Source organism: Cedecea sp. AS113 (genome assembly GCF_037152415.1).
In the GTDB taxonomy this organism is placed as follows: domain Bacteria; phylum Pseudomonadota; class Gammaproteobacteria; order Enterobacterales; family Enterobacteriaceae; genus Cedecea.
This window is the reverse complement of record NZ_JBBCMI010000006.1, coordinates 187,217-204,174: the sequence shown is the minus strand read 5'-3', so window position 1 is coordinate 204,174 and position 16,958 is coordinate 187,217. Positions and strand designations below refer to the sequence as shown.

The following is a 16,958-nucleotide window of genomic DNA, read 5'->3' as shown; positions in this document are numbered from 1 at the left end:
GGCGTCAGGACGCGGATTCCAGCTGCCGTTTTTGTTCGGCCGTTTTGCGGGCATAGCGCTGAGCCAGAACGGCGCAAACCATCAGTTGGATTTGGTGGAAAATCATCAGCGGCAGCACCATCATCCCCACCGCACTTGCCGGGAACAGCACATTTGCCATCGGCACGCCGTTGGCCAGACTTTTCTTCGACCCGCAAAACACGATAGTAATCTCGTCAGCCGTATTAAAGCCCAGCAGGCGCGCCGCCAGCGTATTCACCACCAGCACAATCGCCAGCAGCACCAGCGAGCAGGCCAGCACCATCAGCAGCGAGAAACCGTTGACCTGATGCCAAATGCCTTCGACTACCGCTTCGCTAAACGCCACATAGACGACCAGCAAAATGGACGACCGGTCGGTCAGGCCAATCAGCTTTTTATGACGATCCACCCATTTGCCAATCAGCGGCCGGGAAAGATGCCCGATAACAAACGGCACCATCAGCTGCATAATGATTTTGCCAATGGCATGCAGCGTGTCGGTTGTCCCTTCCTGAGTCTGCATCAGCGCCCCGACCAGAACGGGCGAGAGGAAGATCCCCAGGATGCTGGATGCAGAAGCGCTACACACCGCCGCCGCCACGTTACCCCCGGCAACCGAAGTAAAGGCGATGGCTGACTGCACCGTGGCGGGCAGCGCACAAAGATAGAGGAAGCCCATATACAGCGGCTGACTCAGAATAGCCGGAGAGAGGAAGCCCATCGCCAGCCCCAGCAGCGGGAACAGCGCAAAGGTACTGAGAAACACCACTAAATGAAGTTTCCAGTGCCCCATGCCCGCCACAATGGCATCGCGGGAGAGTTTTGCTCCATGCATAAAGAAGAGCAGCGCGATGGCGAACGTCGTCAGGTATTCAAACCCGGTTTTCACTATCCCCTCGCACGGGAACAGCGATGCCACGATCACCACGCCAATCATTATCAGTAAAAAATTATCAATTTTTAGTTTTTGTAGCCAACCCATCCTGTTCCTCTACCTGCCAGACATCATTTTGGCTGTTACTTTGCAACAAATCGGCCGCGCTGGCGAGTTAACAATTATGCAAACTTCCAAAAAATGCACAGTGGGTTCATGTCGCTTTATCTTAAAGCGAAACGTTATCGATTAAGCGAAACTGAAACTAAAATATGAATACAGCACGGCTTAATTTTATAGCTATTTAAAGAAGACATTTCATCGTAAATCAAGGTAATTGTCATAAAATTTTTTTTACCTTTTGGTAAAATATAACCTAATGATAATTAAAAATTTAATATCAAAACCATTCAATTTCAAAATGCAGAAATACGACAAAAATCTCATTTGTAAATTTAAATTCATATTATATGAGCCGTGATGTGGCAGTGATTCAAATACGCCATACACTTATTAATACGCCGTCCGGCGTGCTAATAGTGGAGTATTGCTATGCGCTCAAATAACTTTGGCCGCCTCAGCGCTATTGCGATGGCGGTACTTCTTGCCTTCTCCCTGTCGGCCTGTAGCGGCGGCGGCGGGAGTTCGCACAATACGGCGAAAACAGCCGGGTCTGCCGGCACCACGGGCACAGACACCGCAAGCAATGGCGGTAGCGGCTCGGGGAGTAGCGGTTCCGGTGGAGGAACCGGCTCGGGTGGCAGTACTGGAACAGGTACTGGAACAGGTACTGGAACAGGTGGCGGTTCGGGCGGAGGTGGAACCGGTGGCGGTACTGGTGGAGGCACAGGAGGCGGAACAACCGTCGCTAATAGTGCAGGTAATAACATTATCGGCGATGCCGGCGGCGTCGTAAGCGGCGTTGGCAGTACCGTCAGCGGCGTAGGTTCTCAGTTACCGGTGAATAATCCTGTCACCTCCACGGTTGCCGTGGCCGTGGACGGCACCGGCAGCGCCATTTCAACCGTCGGCAACGGCGTAGTGAATGGCCTTGGCAATGCTAACAACCCTAACGGGGTGGGCACCACCGTGACCGGTGCAACCAATGCCGTATCTGGCCTTGGGACAACCGTTTCAGCAGTCGGGACTAATCTCGCAAGCTCCACAGCCAATACGCCAGTCGGCGGGGTAACTGGGGCCGCAGGTGGACTGGTCAATACTGCGGGGCAAGTCGTGACCGGTACAGGGAATGCCCTGACTCAAACGGTACAAAGCCCTGGCGTGTCCAACCTGACAACTGGCGCTACGGGGCTGGTTAACACCACCCTTTCAGATACGCAGAAAGCCACTCAGGCCGTGGGCGGGGCTACCGGGCTGGGTACGCCAGTCAGTAACCTGCTGACCACCACAGGGGGAGCCGTCAGCGGTCTGGGGACCAATATAAGCGGCAGCAACCCTTCTCTCAGCGGCGTGGGGCAGGTTGTCCAGAATACCGGGCAGGTGGTGACTGACAGCGGAGCGCTGGTGAAACCAGTACAAACCGGCAGCAGCTCAGGCTCCGTTTCAGCGGGGGCTTCTGGCTCGCTCGGCGTGGGGAGCAATGGCCTGGTGACCGGCCTTGGCACCACAGTGAGCGGCCTGACCTCTTCGCTAACCACCAATGTCAACGCCAGTGCGACAGGCAGTAGCACAAGTTCAGGCCAGCAAGTCGGGCTTACCGGCGCGGTCAGCGGTCTTTTGAAAACCAAATAGTGCTCACTATGGCACATGTGCTCCCGTGGTAACGGCGGGAGCACTTTTTTCACAGCATCTTCTTCGCTGCGCAGTTAAGGGAGATCACTATGGACACTCGTCTGGGTATCGTGTTGCTTTATGGCGCTACGCTGAGTATCAGCTATGCCGATATGTCCCCCACGCTTATCGACCCTAATAACCCCGCAAAAGCTGCTCGTTCTCTTGCCATACCTGCTGCACCGCAAAAACAGCCAGAAGTAAAAACCCCGCTGCCGGTTCCGAAGTTAACCCCGCAGACGCCGATTACGGTGAAACATCTGCAGTTTATTGGCGGCACGCGCTATAAACTCGACTCGCTGGTTCAGCCGTTTATGCCGCTGGTCGGCAAAACAGTCCCGCTGGCCCAGTTGATAACGTTGACCAATAACATTACCCAGCGCTATCAGCAGGATGGCCTGCCGCTGTCCTACGCTTACCTGCCGAGCGACAATTTCCATGATGGCACGGTGCGTATTGTGCTGGTTGAAGGCTATATTGCGCACAGCAACATCAAAAGCGATAACGCTAATACGGGCGAACGCTTAAGCCGTTTGTCGGCGCTAATGATGAATGAAAAACCCCTCAGTCAGGCCACATTTGACCGCTACAGCCTGCTGATGCAGCGCACGCCGGCGACAAAAGTGGAGGCCAATGCCGCGCTACCTGACAACATTTATGGCGCGGCGGATATGAAAGTCGACGCCACGCAGCCGCATATCTGGGATATTTCCTCCACGATAGACACGCGCAAAGGCTCAAACCTGGCGCTGATTAACGGCACGCTCAGCAACCTCACCAGCCACGGCGATCAGCTGGGGCTTGCCACGCTGGTGCCGCTGGATAGCAGCACGAAAAAAACCTACTTTGGGGCCAACTATCAGCAATACCTCACCGATAACGGCCTGCTGATGCAGTTGAAAGGCAGCTTCTATCGTGAAAACCCCAGCGACTTCACGCCGCTGCTTTATTTGCCGCAGAACATTTCTATCGATGCAAAGGAAAAAACCACCCAGTACACCGGGGGAATAGCCTTCAGCTACCCGCTGCTGCTTGAGCGCAAGAAGCAGTTTTCGGTCAGCGGCGGGCTGGATTATGTCGATAAGCGCGACGATTATGCGCTGCGCGCCAGCGGCTTCGGCAATACCATTGATTTGCCCGGCGTCAGCCAGCGCGCTCGCTACCCGGCGGCAGAGTTTTCGGCCTGGGGCTACCGCGAGTACGACACCGCCAACTGGAGCGCACGCCTGACCCTGCGTAAGGGTATTGATGCCTTTGGGGCCAGCGTCACGCCGGGATTAAACACTAATCTCAACTTTACGCGCTGGAAGGGCAACGTCGATGCCGCCTGGCTGGTCGCGCCTAAATGGCGATTGAGTACGTCGCTGGAGGGGGACTGGTCAAACAATAATTTGCCCGAAGCTGAGCGAGTAAGCTTCGGGGCGCAGCGTTTTGGCCGGGGATATCCTGATGGCGAGGCCAGCGGAGATTACGGCTACGGCGGGCAGGTTGAAATGCGCTATCTCCATAGTCTCGATCAGGGCGTGTGGATTAACACGGTGCAGCCCTATGTCGTGGCAGATACCGCCCAGACCTGGTTCAATCAGCCGGGCTTCCGTCATCAGCGTCTGGCCTCGATTGCAACCGGGGTAACGGTGGGCGACAGCCGCCACTATACTGTCTCCGTTGAGGCGGCGAGGCCACTGGCTGATTTACCCAGCGACAGCAGCCGCCGCGATGTCCGCTTCAGCCTGACCTTCACCTACAACTTTAACAATCTGCATTAACGGTTAACCCTCACCGGGCACGGTGAGGGGCATTCTCAGACAAGGTTCAGCGTCGCGCGCTTTTTCGCGGACTCGATGCCCAACTCAATCAGTTCCATGACCTGAATCGCCTGGGCTGCCGGGACAGGGTTCTCACCTTTACCGGCCAGAGCATCACGCACTCCCGCATAATAAGCCGGATAGTTACCTGGCACGGTCAGTAGCGTCTGCTCGTCCATTATCTCGCCCTGTGCCAGGGTCAGCACGCCGTCGCGCATGTCGTAACCCCAGTCTTCCTGTGGCAGTCGTTCGCCCGCTTTCAGGCGATCTTCCTGCGGATCAAGGCCGTATTTAATGTAGCTCCCACGCGTGCCGTGCACGATGTAACGCGCCGTTTCCGCCGCCGCCAGCAGCGTGCCATGCAGCACGACACGACGCTGCGGATAAGCCAGCACGGCGTGGAAGTAGTCGGTCGCCTGCGCCCCGGCGCGAAGCTGCGCGAGGTCCACGGTCAGGCTGACTGGCAGCCCAAACAGAGTGATGGCCTGATCAAGCAGATGCGGCCCAAGATCGTACCAAATACCGCTGCCGACGCCCGCCTGTTCACGCCAGCGGTTACGTACCTGCGGGCGGTAGCGGTCAAAGTGGGATTCAAAATAGGCCACTTCGCCGAGCGTCCCTTCCGCCAGCAAATTTTTCACCGTCAGGAAGTCGCTATCCCAACGGCGGTTGTGGAACACGGACAGCAGCAGGCCGAGCTTTTTAGCCAGCGCATCCAGCTCCCGCGCCTGGGATAGCGTGACGGTGAAAGGCTTATCAACGACGACATGTTTTCCGGCTTCCAGCGCAGCTTTAGCCAGCGGGAAGTGGGTGTCATTCGGGGTAGGAATGACAATCAGATCGATGGCGGGATCTTTAAACAGGTGCTGAGGATCGGACACGACCGTCATCCCCGGCCAGTCAGCGTGCACTTTTTCAGCATCGCTACTGGAAACTGCGGCGAGGATCATTCCTGGCGTACCGGAAATCAGCGGTGCATGAAAAGTCTTGCTGGCATAACCGTAACCGATAAGCCCGACGCGGATGGTATCACTCATGTGTTTTCCTCTCTTTAATGAACTCCGGCATTTCACCTTATCCCCCGGTGGGCGACAACAGCAAGTTTCTGGATTGCGCATTGCCCAGGCATAAGACCGCCATTATTGCTAATCATCCAGACAGTTATTATGGCTTTAAATAACTGTCTTCATTTAGCCCGAACGGCCAGGGTAAATTAAAATTAAGAAGATTTTTATGTAGTCCAGGACGCGATATTCCTGGATATTGCAAAGAAAACTCCTAATTGTTCCGTTGAGTAATAATAGCGCTAAGTCGCGACCGAGTTTGCGATTATCATCGCCTCTCAATCCGCCGACCGTGATTAATTGATACCCGCCATGGAAAATGCAACACCTCTCAGTGCCCTGGACTACCTGATGAAATTCCGCAAAATAAGCTCGCAGGAAAATCTGGAAAAGCTTTTTGATCACTTGAATTACACCCTGACCGACAGCCAGGAAATCATGAATATGTACCGCGCGGCCGATCACCGCAGGGCCGAACTGGCCTCCGGCGGACGTCTTTTTGACCTTGGATGTGTGCCGAAAACGGTCTGGCGTTACGTTGTATAGCCGCTGCCGGTAGCATTAGCGGCAAAATCCCTTATAATCCCCCGCTTTATTCACCTTATTTAAAATCGGGAGGACACATGACGACGCCCCAACCCCCGCGCATTGCCGGCTGGCTCCTTGCCCCTTTGGCCTGGCTGCTGATGTCGTTGCTCAGCAGCTCGGTGGCGCTGTTAAGTTTCCTGATGATGATTCTGTCCCCGGCAGCCCGCGAGGCGCTGGGCAGCGCAGACGCAAAAACAACGCTGTTGTTCAGCCTGTCCGTCGCCTGTGCGATGGCAATGTGGGCCTATACCCTCTGGCTGACTATCGCGTTCTTTAAACGCCGCCAGAATGTGGTCCGTCATTATATTTTGTGGCTGCTGCTCACCGTGCTGCTGGCGATTAAATCCTTCGCATTTTCGCCGGTCAGCGACAAGGTCGCGGTTCAACTGCTGCTGCCTTCTCTGCTTGCAGCGGCATTACTGGTGCCTTATTTGAAGCGTTCGAAGCGAGTGAAGCAGACCTTCATTAACCCGTAATAACCCTATAGATAGCCCGTTGTCGCCGCCCGCCGATTCGTCGATAATAGGCGGCTTTTTTTGTTTCAGGTCGAATCATGTCAGATTATTTGCTGCTCTTTGTGGGTACCGTGCTGGTCAATAACTTCGTGCTGGTGAAGTTCCTTGGTCTGTGTCCGTTTATGGGGGTTTCCAAAAAACTGGAAAGCGCCATCGGCATGGGGCTGGCGACCACCTTCGTGATGACGCTCGCCTCTATTTTTGCGTGGATCATTGACGAACTTATCCTGGTGCCGCTGGACCTGATCTACCTGCGCACCCTGGCGTTTATCCTGGTTATCGCGGTTGTCGTGCAGTTCACCGAAATGGTGGTGCGTAAAACCAGCCCCGCGCTTTATCGCCTGCTGGGGATCTTCCTGCCGCTGATCACCACCAACTGCGCCGTACTCGGCGTGGCATTGCTCAACATCAATCTGGGCCATAACTTCCTGCAGTCGGCGGTGTACGGCTTTTCCGCCGCGCTTGGCTTCTCGCTGGTGATGGTGCTGTTCGCGGCCATTCGCGAGCGTATGGTTGTAGCCGATATTCCAGCCCCGTTTCGCGGCAACGCTATCGCGTTGGTAACCGCAGGCCTGATGGCCCTCGCCTTTATGGGCTTTAGCGGGCTGGTGAAGTTCTGATGACAACGTTGTGGATGGCCATTATTTCGGTCACGCTGATGGGGCTGCTGTTCGGCCTGATCCTGGGCTATGCCTCTCGCCGCTTTGAAGTAGAAGAAGATCCGATTGTTGACCGCATTGACGAACTGCTGCCCCAGAGCCAGTGCGGCCAGTGCGGTTACCCAGGCTGCCGTCCTTACGCAGAGGCCGTTGGCAACCAGGGCGCGAAAATCAACCTTTGCGCGCCGGGCGGCGAAGCCGTAATGCTGAAGATTGCCAGCGCCCTGAACGTGGAGCCCCAGCCGATTGACGGCGATGCCACCGCCGCAGAGCCGGTGCGCATGCTCGCCGTGATTGACGAAGCAAACTGCATCGGCTGCACAAAATGCATTCAGGCCTGCCCCGTTGACGCGATTGTAGGCGCGACCCGCGCCATGCATACCGTGATCAGCGACCAGTGCACAGGCTGTAACCTTTGCGTCGACCCTTGCCCTACCCGCTGCATCGACCTGATCCCCGTCAGCCCGACGACCGAAAGCTGGAAATGGGATTTGCAGACCATCCCGGTGCGTATGATCCCGGCGGATAACCATGCTTAATATCTTCAATCGCTTTAAAAAAGACAGAATTTGGGACTTTGACGGCGGCATTCATCCCCCGGAGATGAAAACCCAGTCCAACGGCACGCCGCTGCGCCAGGTTCCGCTGCCCTCCCAGCTCGTGATTCCGCTGAAGCAGCACATCGGCGCGGAAGGTGAACTGTGCGTCAAACCCGGTGATTATGTGCTGCGCGGCCAGCCTCTGACCCGTGGACGCGGGCGTATGCTGCCGGTACACGCTCCAACCTCCGGCACCATTAAGGCTATTGAGCCGCACTCAACCGCGCATCCTTCTGCCCTCGCCGAACTTAGCGTCATTCTTGATGCTGACGGTGAGGACCGCTGGATTGAACGAGACGGCTGGAGCGACTACCGCTGCCAGAGCCGTGAAGCCCTTATTGAACGCATTCACCAGTTCGGCGTGGCCGGGCTGGGCGGCGCAGGGTTCCCGACCGGCAGCAAACTGCAGGGCGGCGGCGATAAAATTGACACGCTGATCGTGAACGCCGCCGAATGCGAGCCCTACATTACCGCCGACGACCGCCTGATGCAGGACTGTGCCGCGCAAATTATCGAAGGCGTGCGCATTCTGGCCCATATTCTAAAGCCACAGCGCATTCTTATTGGCATTGAGGACAACAAGCCGCAGGCGATCTCCATGATGCGGGCGGTGCTGGCTAATAGCCACGATATGCAGCTGCGGGTCATCCCGACGAAATACCCGTCCGGCGGCGCCAAACAGCTGACGCAGATTTTAACCGGCAAGCAGGTGCCCCACGGGGGCCGTTCGTCCGACATTGGCATTCTGATGCAGAACGTCGGCACCGCGTATGCCATTAAACGTGCGGTCATCGACGGCGAACCGCTGACCGAGCGTGTCGTCACTTTAACTGGTGAATCCATAACTCAGCCGGGCAACGTCTGGGCGCGTCTGGGCACGCCGGTCAGCCACCTGCTCAGTTTTGCGGGCTTCCGCCCAGGACAGGATCAGAAAGTGATTATGGGTGGGCCGCTGATGGGCTTCACCCTGCCGTGGCTTGATGTGCCGGTAGTGAAAATTACCAACTGCCTGTTGGCCCCGTCTCCGGCTGAAATGGGCGAGCAGGAAGAAGAACAAGGCTGTATTCGCTGCAGCGCCTGCGCGGACTCCTGCCCGGCCGATCTGCTGCCGCAGCAGCTGTACTGGTTCAGCAAAGGCCAGCAGCACGACAAAGCCACCGCCTACAACCTGTCTGACTGTATCGAATGCGGGGCCTGCGCCTACGTTTGCCCGAGCAATATTCCGCTGGTGCAGTACTTCCGCCAGGAAAAGGCCGAAATCCGTGAGATTGAGCTGGAAGCCAAACGCACCGTTGAGGCTAAGGCTCGCTTTGAGGCACGGCAGGAAAGGCTGGAGCGTGAGAAAGCTGCTCGCCTTGAGCGCCATAAAAATGCCGCGGTTCAGCCGACGGCAAAAGATAACGATGCCATTCAGGCCGCACTTGCCCGCGTAAAAAGCAAAAAAGCGCAGGCAAGCGACGAACCTATAGTGGTGAAAGCCGGCAGTACGCCGGACAATAGCGAAATGATTGCTGCCCGCGAAGCCCGTAAAGCTGAAGCGCGCGCGCGCCAGGCAGAGAAAGCGCTACAGGCAGAATCGGCGAGCAGCACCGAAACCGATCCGCGGAAGGCTGCCGTTGAAGCCGCGATCGCCCGTGCCAAGGCTCGCAAAGCCGCACAAAACGCAGAAAGCCCTGAGACAGTTGCCGTTGAGCCAGAAGCCGTTGACCCGCGTAAGGCCGCCGTTGAAGCTGCCATTGCCCGAGCCAAGGCCCGCAAAGCGGCGCAATACGCAGAAAGCCCTGAGCCAGCTGTCGTTGAGCCAGAAGCCGTTGACCCGCGTAAGGCCGCCGTTGAGGCCGCCATTGCCCGAGCCAAGGCTCGCAAAGCGGCGCAAAACGCAGAAAGCCCTGAGCCAGCTGTCGTTGAGCCAGAAGTCGTTGACCCGCGCAAAGCCGCCGTTGAAGCTGCCATTGCCCGAGCCAAAGCTCGCAAAGCGGCGCAGAAAGCGGAAAGCGAACAATCAGCCCCACAAGAAGAACAAGATCCACGCAAAGCTGCAGTGGCTGCGGCAATTGCCCGCGTTCAGGCGCGTAAAGCCGCTCAGATGTCTCCAGAGGAATAAATGGTTTTTAAAATCGCAAGCTCCCCGTTTACCCATAATCAGCGCAGCACCGCGCGGATTATGATGCTGGTTTGTCTCGCAGCCCTGCCCGGCATCGCGATGCAGTGGTACTGGTTTGGCTGGGGAACGCTGATTCAGGTTGTACTGGGGATCGTCAGCGCTATGGTCGCCGAAGCGCTGGTGCTGCGTCTGCGCAAAAAATCCGTACAAAACCACCTTGCCGATAACTCGGCGCTGCTCACCGGCCTGTTGCTGGGGATCAGTATTCCGCCTCTCGCGCCATGGTGGATGGTGGTTGTCGGGATGGTGTTTGCCATCATCATTGCCAAGCAGCTCTATGGCGGCCTTGGCAACAACCCGTTTAACCCGGCGATGATTGGCTACGTTGTGCTGCTGATTGCTTTCCCGGTGCAGATGACCTCCTGGCTGCCGCCGCAGTCCATTGCCGCTAGCGTACCGGGTTTTGTTGACAACCTGCAGGTGATTTTCCACGGCGCAACCGCCACCGGCGGTACCATGGATACGCTGCGCATGGGCGTGGACGGCATCAGCCAGGCCACGCCGCTGGACACCTTCAAAACCGGTCTGCACGCGGGGCACTCCGCAGAGCAACTTCTGAGTGCGCCAATCTATGGCGGCGCGCTGGCGGGCCTCGGCTGGCAGTGGGTTAACCTGGCTTATCTGGCGGGCGGTCTGTTCCTGCTGTGGCGCGGCACCATTCGCTGGCATATCCCGGCGGGCTTCCTGGTAGCTTTGGTCGTCTGCTCCACGCTCGGCTGGGTTATTGCCCCGGAAAAATGCCTGTCGCCGATGGTGCATCTGTTCTCCGGTGCGACCATGCTCGGCGCGTTCTTTATCCTGACTGACCCGGTCACCGCCTCGACGACCAACCGTGGACGACTGATTTTCGGGATGCTGGTTGGCCTGCTGGTCTGGCTGATTCGCACTTACGGCGGCTACCCGGACGGCGTGGCGTTCGCCGTGCTGCTTGGTAATATTACCGTGCCGCTTATCGACTACTACACCCGCCCTCGCGCGTACGGCCACCGCTAAGGAGACGCTATGTTTAAAACAATGCAAAAGCATGGCGTAGCCCTGGCGCTGTTTGCCGCTCTGTTTACCGGGCTGACGGCGCTGGTCAACGAACTCACCAAACCGACAATTGCCCAGCAATCGGCGCTGCAGCAAAAAATGTTATTTGATCAGGTGATTGCCGATGACGTCTACGATAACCCTATTCAAGACAGCTGCCTGGTGGTGAAGGACTCCCCGCTCGGCAAAGGCGCCCGACATATTTATGTGGCGCGTAAAGGCGATAAGCCCGTTGCCGTTGTCATGGAAGCCACCGCGCCGGACGGCTATTCTGGTGCTATACAGATTCTGGTTGCCGCCGATTTTAACGGCACCATCCTCGGCACCCGCGTGACCGAACACCACGAAACGCCGGGGCTTGGGGATAAAATAGAACTGCGTCTCAGCGACTGGATCACCCACTTTGCTAACAAACGCATTCAGGGCAGCAATGACCCGAGCTGGGCGGTCCAAAAAGACGGCGGGCAGTTCACGCAGTTTACCGGGGCAACCATTACCCCGCGCGCGGTAGTCAATGCCGTTAAGCGCGCTGGCCTGTTTGCAGAAACCCTGCCCGCGCAGCTCAACGAATTGCCGGCCTGTGGAGAACAACAATGAGCGAAACAAAACGCGTCCTGGTAAACGGGCTGTGGAAAAATAACTCGGCGCTGGTTCAGTTGCTGGGCCTTTGCCCGCTGCTGGCCGTCACCTCCACCGCCACCAACGCCCTCGGGCTTGGGCTGGCAACCACGCTGGTACTGACGTTGACCAACGGGACAATTTCCGCCCTGCGCCGCTGGGTGCCCGCTGAGATTCGTATTCCGGTGTACGTGCTGATCATCGCCTCGGTGGTCAGTATCGTGCAGATGCTGATCAACGCTTATGCATTTGGGCTCTACCAGTCGCTGGGGATCTTTATCCCGCTCATCGTCACCAACTGTATCGTCGTCGGGCGAGCCGAAGCCTACGCGGCAAAAGCCAGCGTGCCTTATGCCGCGCTGGATGGGTTTGCCACCGGGCTGGGCGCGACCAGCGCAATGTTTGTTTTAGGCTCGATTCGCGAGATTATTGGTAACGGCACCCTGTTTGACGGCGCGGACGGTCTGCTTGGCAACTGGGCGAAAGTGCTGCGCATTGAAGTCTTCCATACCGACACGCCTTTCCTGCTCGCCATGCTGCCGCCGGGCGCCTTTATTGGCCTCGGTATGCTGTTGGCGATAAAATACCTCATTGATGAAAAAATGAAGGCACGTCGCGCCCGCGAAAGCGCCGCCGCCGTAGCAGGCAATGCAGAGAAGGCTTAATGAATAACAGCAAGCGAGTTGAGATCCTCACCCGCCTGAGAGACAACAATCCTCATCCGACAACCGAACTCAATTTCAGCAGCCCTTTTGAGCTGCTGATTGCGGTTCTGCTGTCCGCTCAGGCCACCGACGTCAGCGTCAACAAGGCGACGGCAAAGCTGTACCCTGTCGCCAATACCCCGGCGACGATGCTGGCGCTTGGGGTAGACGGCGTAAAGGAGTACATCAAAACCATCGGCCTGTTTAACAGCAAAGCGGAGAATGTGATCAAAACCTGCCGCATGCTGCTTGACCTGCACGGTGGCGAAGTCCCTGAGGACCGGGCGGCGCTTGAGGCGCTGCCGGGCGTAGGCCGTAAAACTGCCAACGTCGTGCTGAACACGGCCTTCGGCTGGCCAACGATTGCCGTCGATACCCATATCTTCCGGGTGTGTAACCGCACTCAGTTTGCTGCCGGGAAAAACGTTGAGCAGGTAGAGGAAAAACTGCTGAAGGTGGTTCCGGCAGAATTTAAGGTCGACTGCCATCACTGGCTGATCCTCCATGGCCGCTATACCTGCATCGCGCGCAAGCCGCGCTGTGGCTCATGCATTATCGAAGATCTCTGCGAATTTAAAGAGAAGGTTGACGCCTGATCGCCTCGCCCGGGGCCAGCCTCGGGCTTCCTCTGTACTTCCCTGCCTTATAAACGCCCTTTTTGCACACTTTTATGCCAGAAATAACGCGGGATGATTTTATATTGTCCGCTCAATAATCGGCTCACCAGGTTAATCGTTTTTTTGCGATAAGAAATTTCTATAAATTTGTGATCTGCATCACTTTGATAACCTGAGGTTGCGTAAAGGTAACGAAATCACCACTAACGCCTTGCTATCGTTAGCAATAATGGATCTACGGCCATACAATAGGCCAGACATATTGAATATAGTGGTCATTAACACTGCGTCACAGCTTCATAAGCAGAATATATAACTATAATGTTAAAAAATCGCTTTGAAAAAAGACAAAAAATCGTTAATAAATGAATTGGTAAAATTTAACGCTGAATAACAATTCACCTGATGGCGTATTATCTTGCCATGGATATATGTAACAGAATATTACAAACCCCTTGCCTGCAACCCCTGGATAGTGAACATTACCCCCCGTTTTTCCTTCCTAATAACAAGAAAAATGCTTACCCATGCGGTAAGACATAAGTAAGCCCCTTAATTAAAGCGGGATGTAAAAAAAGAGGTATATGTGTCGACTGCAAACAAAGAACCAGCAGAAAGCGTTAGTCTAAACGCCTTTAAGCAACCTAAATCGTTCTACCTGATTTTCTCTATCGAACTCTGGGAGCGTTTCGGCTATTACGGCCTGCAAGGCATCATGGCCGTTTACCTGGTCAAAATGCTGGGCATGTCCGAAGCGGACTCCATCACGCTGTTCTCCTCCTTTAGCGCCCTTGTTTATGGCCTGGTCGCGATTGGCGGCTGGCTGGGCGATAAAGTCCTCGGCACCAAACGCGTTATCATGCTTGGTACCGTCGTACTGGCTATCGGTTACGCCCTTGTGGCTTACTCCGGCCACGACGTGAGCGTGGTGTATATCGGGATGGCGACCATCGCCGTAGGTAACGGCCTGTTCAAGGCTAACCCTTCCGCGCTGCTGTCAACCTGCTATGAGAAAGACGACCCGCGTCTGGACGGTGCATTCACCATGTACTACATGTCCATCAACATCGGCTCCTTCTTCTCTATGCTCGCCACCCCATGGCTTGCGGCGCAGTATGGCTGGAGCACCGCGTTCTCCCTGAGCTTCGTGGGCATGCTGATTACGCTGGTGAACTTCATCTTCTGTAAGAGGTGGGTGAAGAACTATGGCTCTAAGCCTGACTTCGCACCGGTGCACTTCGGTAAGCTGATGGCAACCATCGCAGGCGTTGTAGTGCTTATTGCCGTGGCAACCTGGCTGCTGCACAACCAGGGCATTGCTCGCGCCGTGCTGGGCTTCGTTGCACTGGGTATCGTTATTATCTTCGCGAAAGAAGCTTTTGCGATGAAAGGCGCGGCTCGCCGCAAGATGATCGTGGCCTTCATCCTGATGGTTGAAGCTATCGTCTTCTTCGTGCTTTACAGCCAGATGCCAACCTCCCTGAACTTCTTCGCTATTCGCAACGTGGGCCACGAAATTCTGGGCATCACTTTCGAAGCCGAGCAGTTCCAGGCGCTGAACCCGTTCTGGATCATGATCGGTAGCCCGATTCTCGCCGCTATCTACAACAAAATGGGCGACCGCCTGCCGATGCCGCACAAGTTCGCAATCGGGATGGTGCTGTGCTCCTTCGCCTTCCTGGTTCTGCCGGTTGGCGCGAAGTTCGCTAACGAAGCGGGTATTGTGTCCGTAAACTGGCTGATTCTGAGCTATGCGCTGCAGAGTATTGGTGAGCTGATGATCTCCGGCCTGGGCCTCGCAATGGTGGCACAGCTGGTACCACAGCGCCTGATGGGCTTCATCATGGGCAGCTGGTTCCTGACGACTGCGGGTGCAGCAATCATCGCCGGTAAAGTTGCAGGCCTAATGGCGGTGCCGGAAAACGTGACTGACCCGCTGCAGTCTCTGGAAGTGTACGGTCGTGTCTTCATGCAGATCGGTATCGTCACCGGCGTGATTGCCGTGCTGATGCTGCTGACCGCGCCGAAGCTGAACCGCATGACGCTGAGCGAAGACAAAGCCGAAAAGGTTAACGAAACCGCTACCGCGTAATTTCTCCAGGAAAAATGATTATTTAGCCGCCGGCCTCACAGCTGGCGGCTTTTTTTTTCCCTGTGTCCGCACTAACATAAGTTATCTTAGCGCCCTAAAGGAGTTCGTCATGAAACTGTATTTCAAGCCCGGTGCCTGTTCCCTCTCCCCACACATTATCCTGCGTGAATCTGGCCTGGACTTTTCGCTGGTGAAAGTTGACCTCGCGACCAAGCGCACCGAAAACGGTGACGATTTTCTCGCCATTAACCCCAAAGGACAGGTGCCCGCTCTGGTACTGGATGACGGCTCTCTGCTGACCGAGGGCGTGGCTATCGTGCAATACCTGGCGGATAAAGTGCCCGATCGCCATCTGCTGGCCCCAGCAGGCAGCATGACTCGCTACCACACGCTGGAGTGGCTGAACTATGTGGCAACCGAGCTGCATAAAGGCTTTTCTCCGCTGTTCAACCCGGCAACCCCTGAAGAGTTCAAGGCCGTGGTTCGCAAGCAGATGGAGAAGAAATTCCACTATGTGAACGAGTCGCTGCAGGATAAGCAGTGGCTGATGGGGACCCGCTTCACCGTGGTGGACGCCTACCTGTTTACCGTGCTGCGCTGGGCCTATGGCCTGAAGCTGGATCTGGCCGGGCTGACAAACATCGAAGCCTACGTTGAGCGCATGAAGGCGCGCCCGGCTGTGTCTGCGGCGCTGACCGCCGAAGGGATTTAAATCAGGTCTGGATAGCAAAACGTCGGCGAGAGAAGTGATACCAGTCAGTTCGGTAAAAGAATAGGAAAATCAATTCATTGATTTTCGGCTGATAACTACAAAGAGGGAAAAACCACGTTTTTTTCCTCTTTGTCAGAAACTAAACGCCCTCTGCTGAGGGCGTTTTTTATTTCAGAGCTTCACCGCGGTGAAATAGTGTTCGGGTTTGGCAATCCCGTCCTGAGCCGCGACCAGCTGCAGTTCGTACTCGGCCATGCGTTTGGTGACGACCATAATGTCGTACACCGCCGCCGTAACGTGCTCCAGCGCTTCACGCAGCGTTGCCCCCTGCAGCAGCTTAACCAGCAGCAGGCCGCTGGTCACGTCACCCACGCCAACCGGCTGCCGCTCGCCAAAATCCACCAGCGGGCGATGGATGTGCCAGGCTTCGTCCGCCGTCACCAGCAGCATTTCAAAACGATCCTGCTGGTAGCCTGCGCGCGCCAGGTGCTTCACCAGCACAATTTCCGGCCCTTGAGCAATCAGCTCCCGGGCCGTCGCCACGGCTTCGTCCACGTTGTTTACGCTGTGGCCGCTGAGAATTTCCAGCTCAATCAGGTTCGGCGCGATGATATCGCTGGCAGGCATGGCGTAGCGCGTGTGGTATTCCGCCACGCCAGGCGCCACGATACAGCCTTTCTCCGGGTGACCCATCACCGGGTCACAGAAGTATTTTGCCTTCGGGTTAGCCGCTTTTACCTGACGCACAATGGAAAGAATATGTTCGCCCTGCTCAGCCGAGCCCAGATATCCGCTAAGAACCGCATCACAGCGCTCCAGTTGGCCGATATTCGCAATCCCCTGCACAATCTCGCTCAGGTGGCTGGCGGGCATCACCGTGCCGGTCCATTGCCCGTATTGCGTGTGGTTGGAGAACTGCACCGTGTTCAACGGCCAGACGTTGGCGCCCAGGCGGCGCATCGGGAATTCGGCGGCGCTGTTACCGGCGTGACCAAATACCACGTGGGACTGGATGGCAAGAATGTTTTTCATTTTCGACTCAGGTATCGCCAGGTGTTGTGCTTGCTAAAAAAAAGCACGGCATAAGCCGTGCTTTTCTATTC

Annotated in this window: 16 protein-coding genes; 13 read left to right on the top strand and 3 right to left on the bottom strand. The window is 56.2% G+C overall.

What is annotated here, in order from left to right; translation table 11 throughout:
- Nucleotides 1-4: 4 nt before the first annotated feature.
- A complete protein-coding gene (locus WFN87_RS09645) occupies nucleotides 5-1,003 on the bottom strand; it encodes a bile acid:sodium symporter family protein (RefSeq protein ID WP_166874683.1) in 999 nt (332 codons plus the stop codon).
- A gap of 444 nt (nucleotides 1,004-1,447) precedes the next feature.
- Here WFN87_RS09645 and WFN87_RS09640 point away from each other — a divergent pair, with 444 nt between their 5' ends.
- Together WFN87_RS09640 and WFN87_RS09635 are read left to right on the top strand one after the other, a co-directional pair.
- Nucleotides 1,448-2,647, top strand: coding sequence for a collagen-like triple helix repeat-containing protein (locus WFN87_RS09640; protein WP_336982658.1), 1,200 nt, complete (start codon nucleotides 1,448-1,450; stop codon nucleotides 2,645-2,647).
- Nucleotides 2,648-2,736: 89 nt separating this feature from the next.
- The gene (locus WFN87_RS09635; RefSeq protein WP_336982656.1) at nucleotides 2,737-4,452 is read left to right on the top strand and encodes a ShlB/FhaC/HecB family hemolysin secretion/activation protein; all 1,716 of its coding nucleotides are present in this window, start codon (nucleotides 2,737-2,739) and stop codon (nucleotides 4,450-4,452) included.
- A 35-nt stretch (nucleotides 4,453-4,487) separates the two neighbouring features.
- On the opposite strand, the gene WFN87_RS09630 is transcribed toward WFN87_RS09635, so the two are convergent.
- Nucleotides 4,488-5,528: an oxidoreductase gene (locus WFN87_RS09630; RefSeq protein WP_008456419.1), complete on the bottom strand. Its 1,041-nt coding sequence runs from the start codon at nucleotides 5,526-5,528 to the stop codon at nucleotides 4,488-4,490.
- 339 nt (nucleotides 5,529-5,867) lie between these two features.
- On the opposite strand from WFN87_RS09630, the gene ydgT reads away from it, so the two are divergent.
- The 11 genes from ydgT to gstA all read left to right on the top strand — a co-directional run bounded on the left by ydgT (nucleotide 5,868) and on the right by gstA (nucleotide 15,855).
- A complete protein-coding gene (gene ydgT / locus WFN87_RS09625) occupies nucleotides 5,868-6,101 on the top strand; it encodes a transcription modulator YdgT (RefSeq protein WP_008456420.1) in 234 nt (77 codons plus the stop codon).
- Between the two features lie 77 nt (nucleotides 6,102-6,178).
- Nucleotides 6,179-6,619: a DUF2569 family protein gene (locus WFN87_RS09620; protein WP_008456421.1), complete on the top strand. Its 441-nt coding sequence runs from the start codon at nucleotides 6,179-6,181 to the stop codon at nucleotides 6,617-6,619.
- 77 nt (nucleotides 6,620-6,696) lie between these two features.
- A complete protein-coding gene (rsxA, locus tag WFN87_RS09615) occupies nucleotides 6,697-7,278 on the top strand; it encodes an electron transport complex subunit RsxA (protein WP_008456422.1) in 582 nt (193 codons plus the stop codon).
- Entirely contained in the window at nucleotides 7,278-7,856 is a 579-nt protein-coding gene (rsxB, locus tag WFN87_RS09610; protein WP_008456423.1) for an electron transport complex subunit RsxB, read from the top strand. The genes rsxA and rsxB overlap by 1 nt, the downstream gene beginning before the upstream one ends.
- Entirely contained in the window at nucleotides 7,849-10,020 is a 2,172-nt protein-coding gene (gene rsxC, locus WFN87_RS09605) for an electron transport complex subunit RsxC (protein WP_336982653.1), read from the top strand. The genes rsxB and rsxC overlap by 8 nt, the downstream gene beginning before the upstream one ends.
- Nucleotides 10,021-11,073, top strand: a complete 1,053-nt coding sequence (gene rsxD / locus WFN87_RS09600; protein WP_336982651.1) for an electron transport complex subunit RsxD — start codon at nucleotides 10,021-10,023, stop codon at nucleotides 11,071-11,073.
- Nucleotides 11,074-11,082: 9 nt separating this feature from the next.
- Nucleotides 11,083-11,709, top strand: coding sequence for an electron transport complex subunit RsxG (gene rsxG / locus WFN87_RS09595; RefSeq protein ID WP_039302429.1), 627 nt, complete (start codon nucleotides 11,083-11,085; stop codon nucleotides 11,707-11,709).
- Nucleotides 11,706-12,395 (top strand): electron transport complex subunit E, encoded by a 690-nt coding sequence (locus WFN87_RS09590; protein ID WP_008456427.1) that lies wholly within the window; start codon nucleotides 11,706-11,708, stop codon nucleotides 12,393-12,395. The genes rsxG and WFN87_RS09590 overlap by 4 nt, the downstream gene beginning before the upstream one ends.
- Nucleotides 12,395-13,030 (top strand): endonuclease III, encoded by a 636-nt coding sequence (gene nth / locus WFN87_RS09585; RefSeq protein WP_008456428.1) that lies wholly within the window; start codon nucleotides 12,395-12,397, stop codon nucleotides 13,028-13,030. The genes WFN87_RS09590 and nth overlap by 1 nt, the downstream gene beginning before the upstream one ends.
- Nucleotides 13,031-13,637: 607 nt before the next feature.
- A complete protein-coding gene (gene dtpA, locus WFN87_RS09580) occupies nucleotides 13,638-15,143 on the top strand; it encodes a dipeptide/tripeptide permease DtpA (protein WP_336709516.1) in 1,506 nt (501 codons plus the stop codon).
- Nucleotides 15,144-15,252: 109 nt separating this feature from the next.
- Nucleotides 15,253-15,855: a glutathione transferase GstA gene (gstA, locus tag WFN87_RS09575; protein WP_166874700.1), complete on the top strand. Its 603-nt coding sequence runs from the start codon at nucleotides 15,253-15,255 to the stop codon at nucleotides 15,853-15,855.
- A 171-nt stretch (nucleotides 15,856-16,026) separates the two neighbouring features.
- Here the strand turns inward: gstA and pdxY are convergent, their stop codons facing one another.
- Entirely contained in the window at nucleotides 16,027-16,887 is an 861-nt protein-coding gene (pdxY, locus tag WFN87_RS09570; RefSeq protein WP_008456431.1) for a pyridoxal kinase PdxY, read from the bottom strand.
- Between the last annotated feature and the right edge of the window lie 71 nt (nucleotides 16,888-16,958).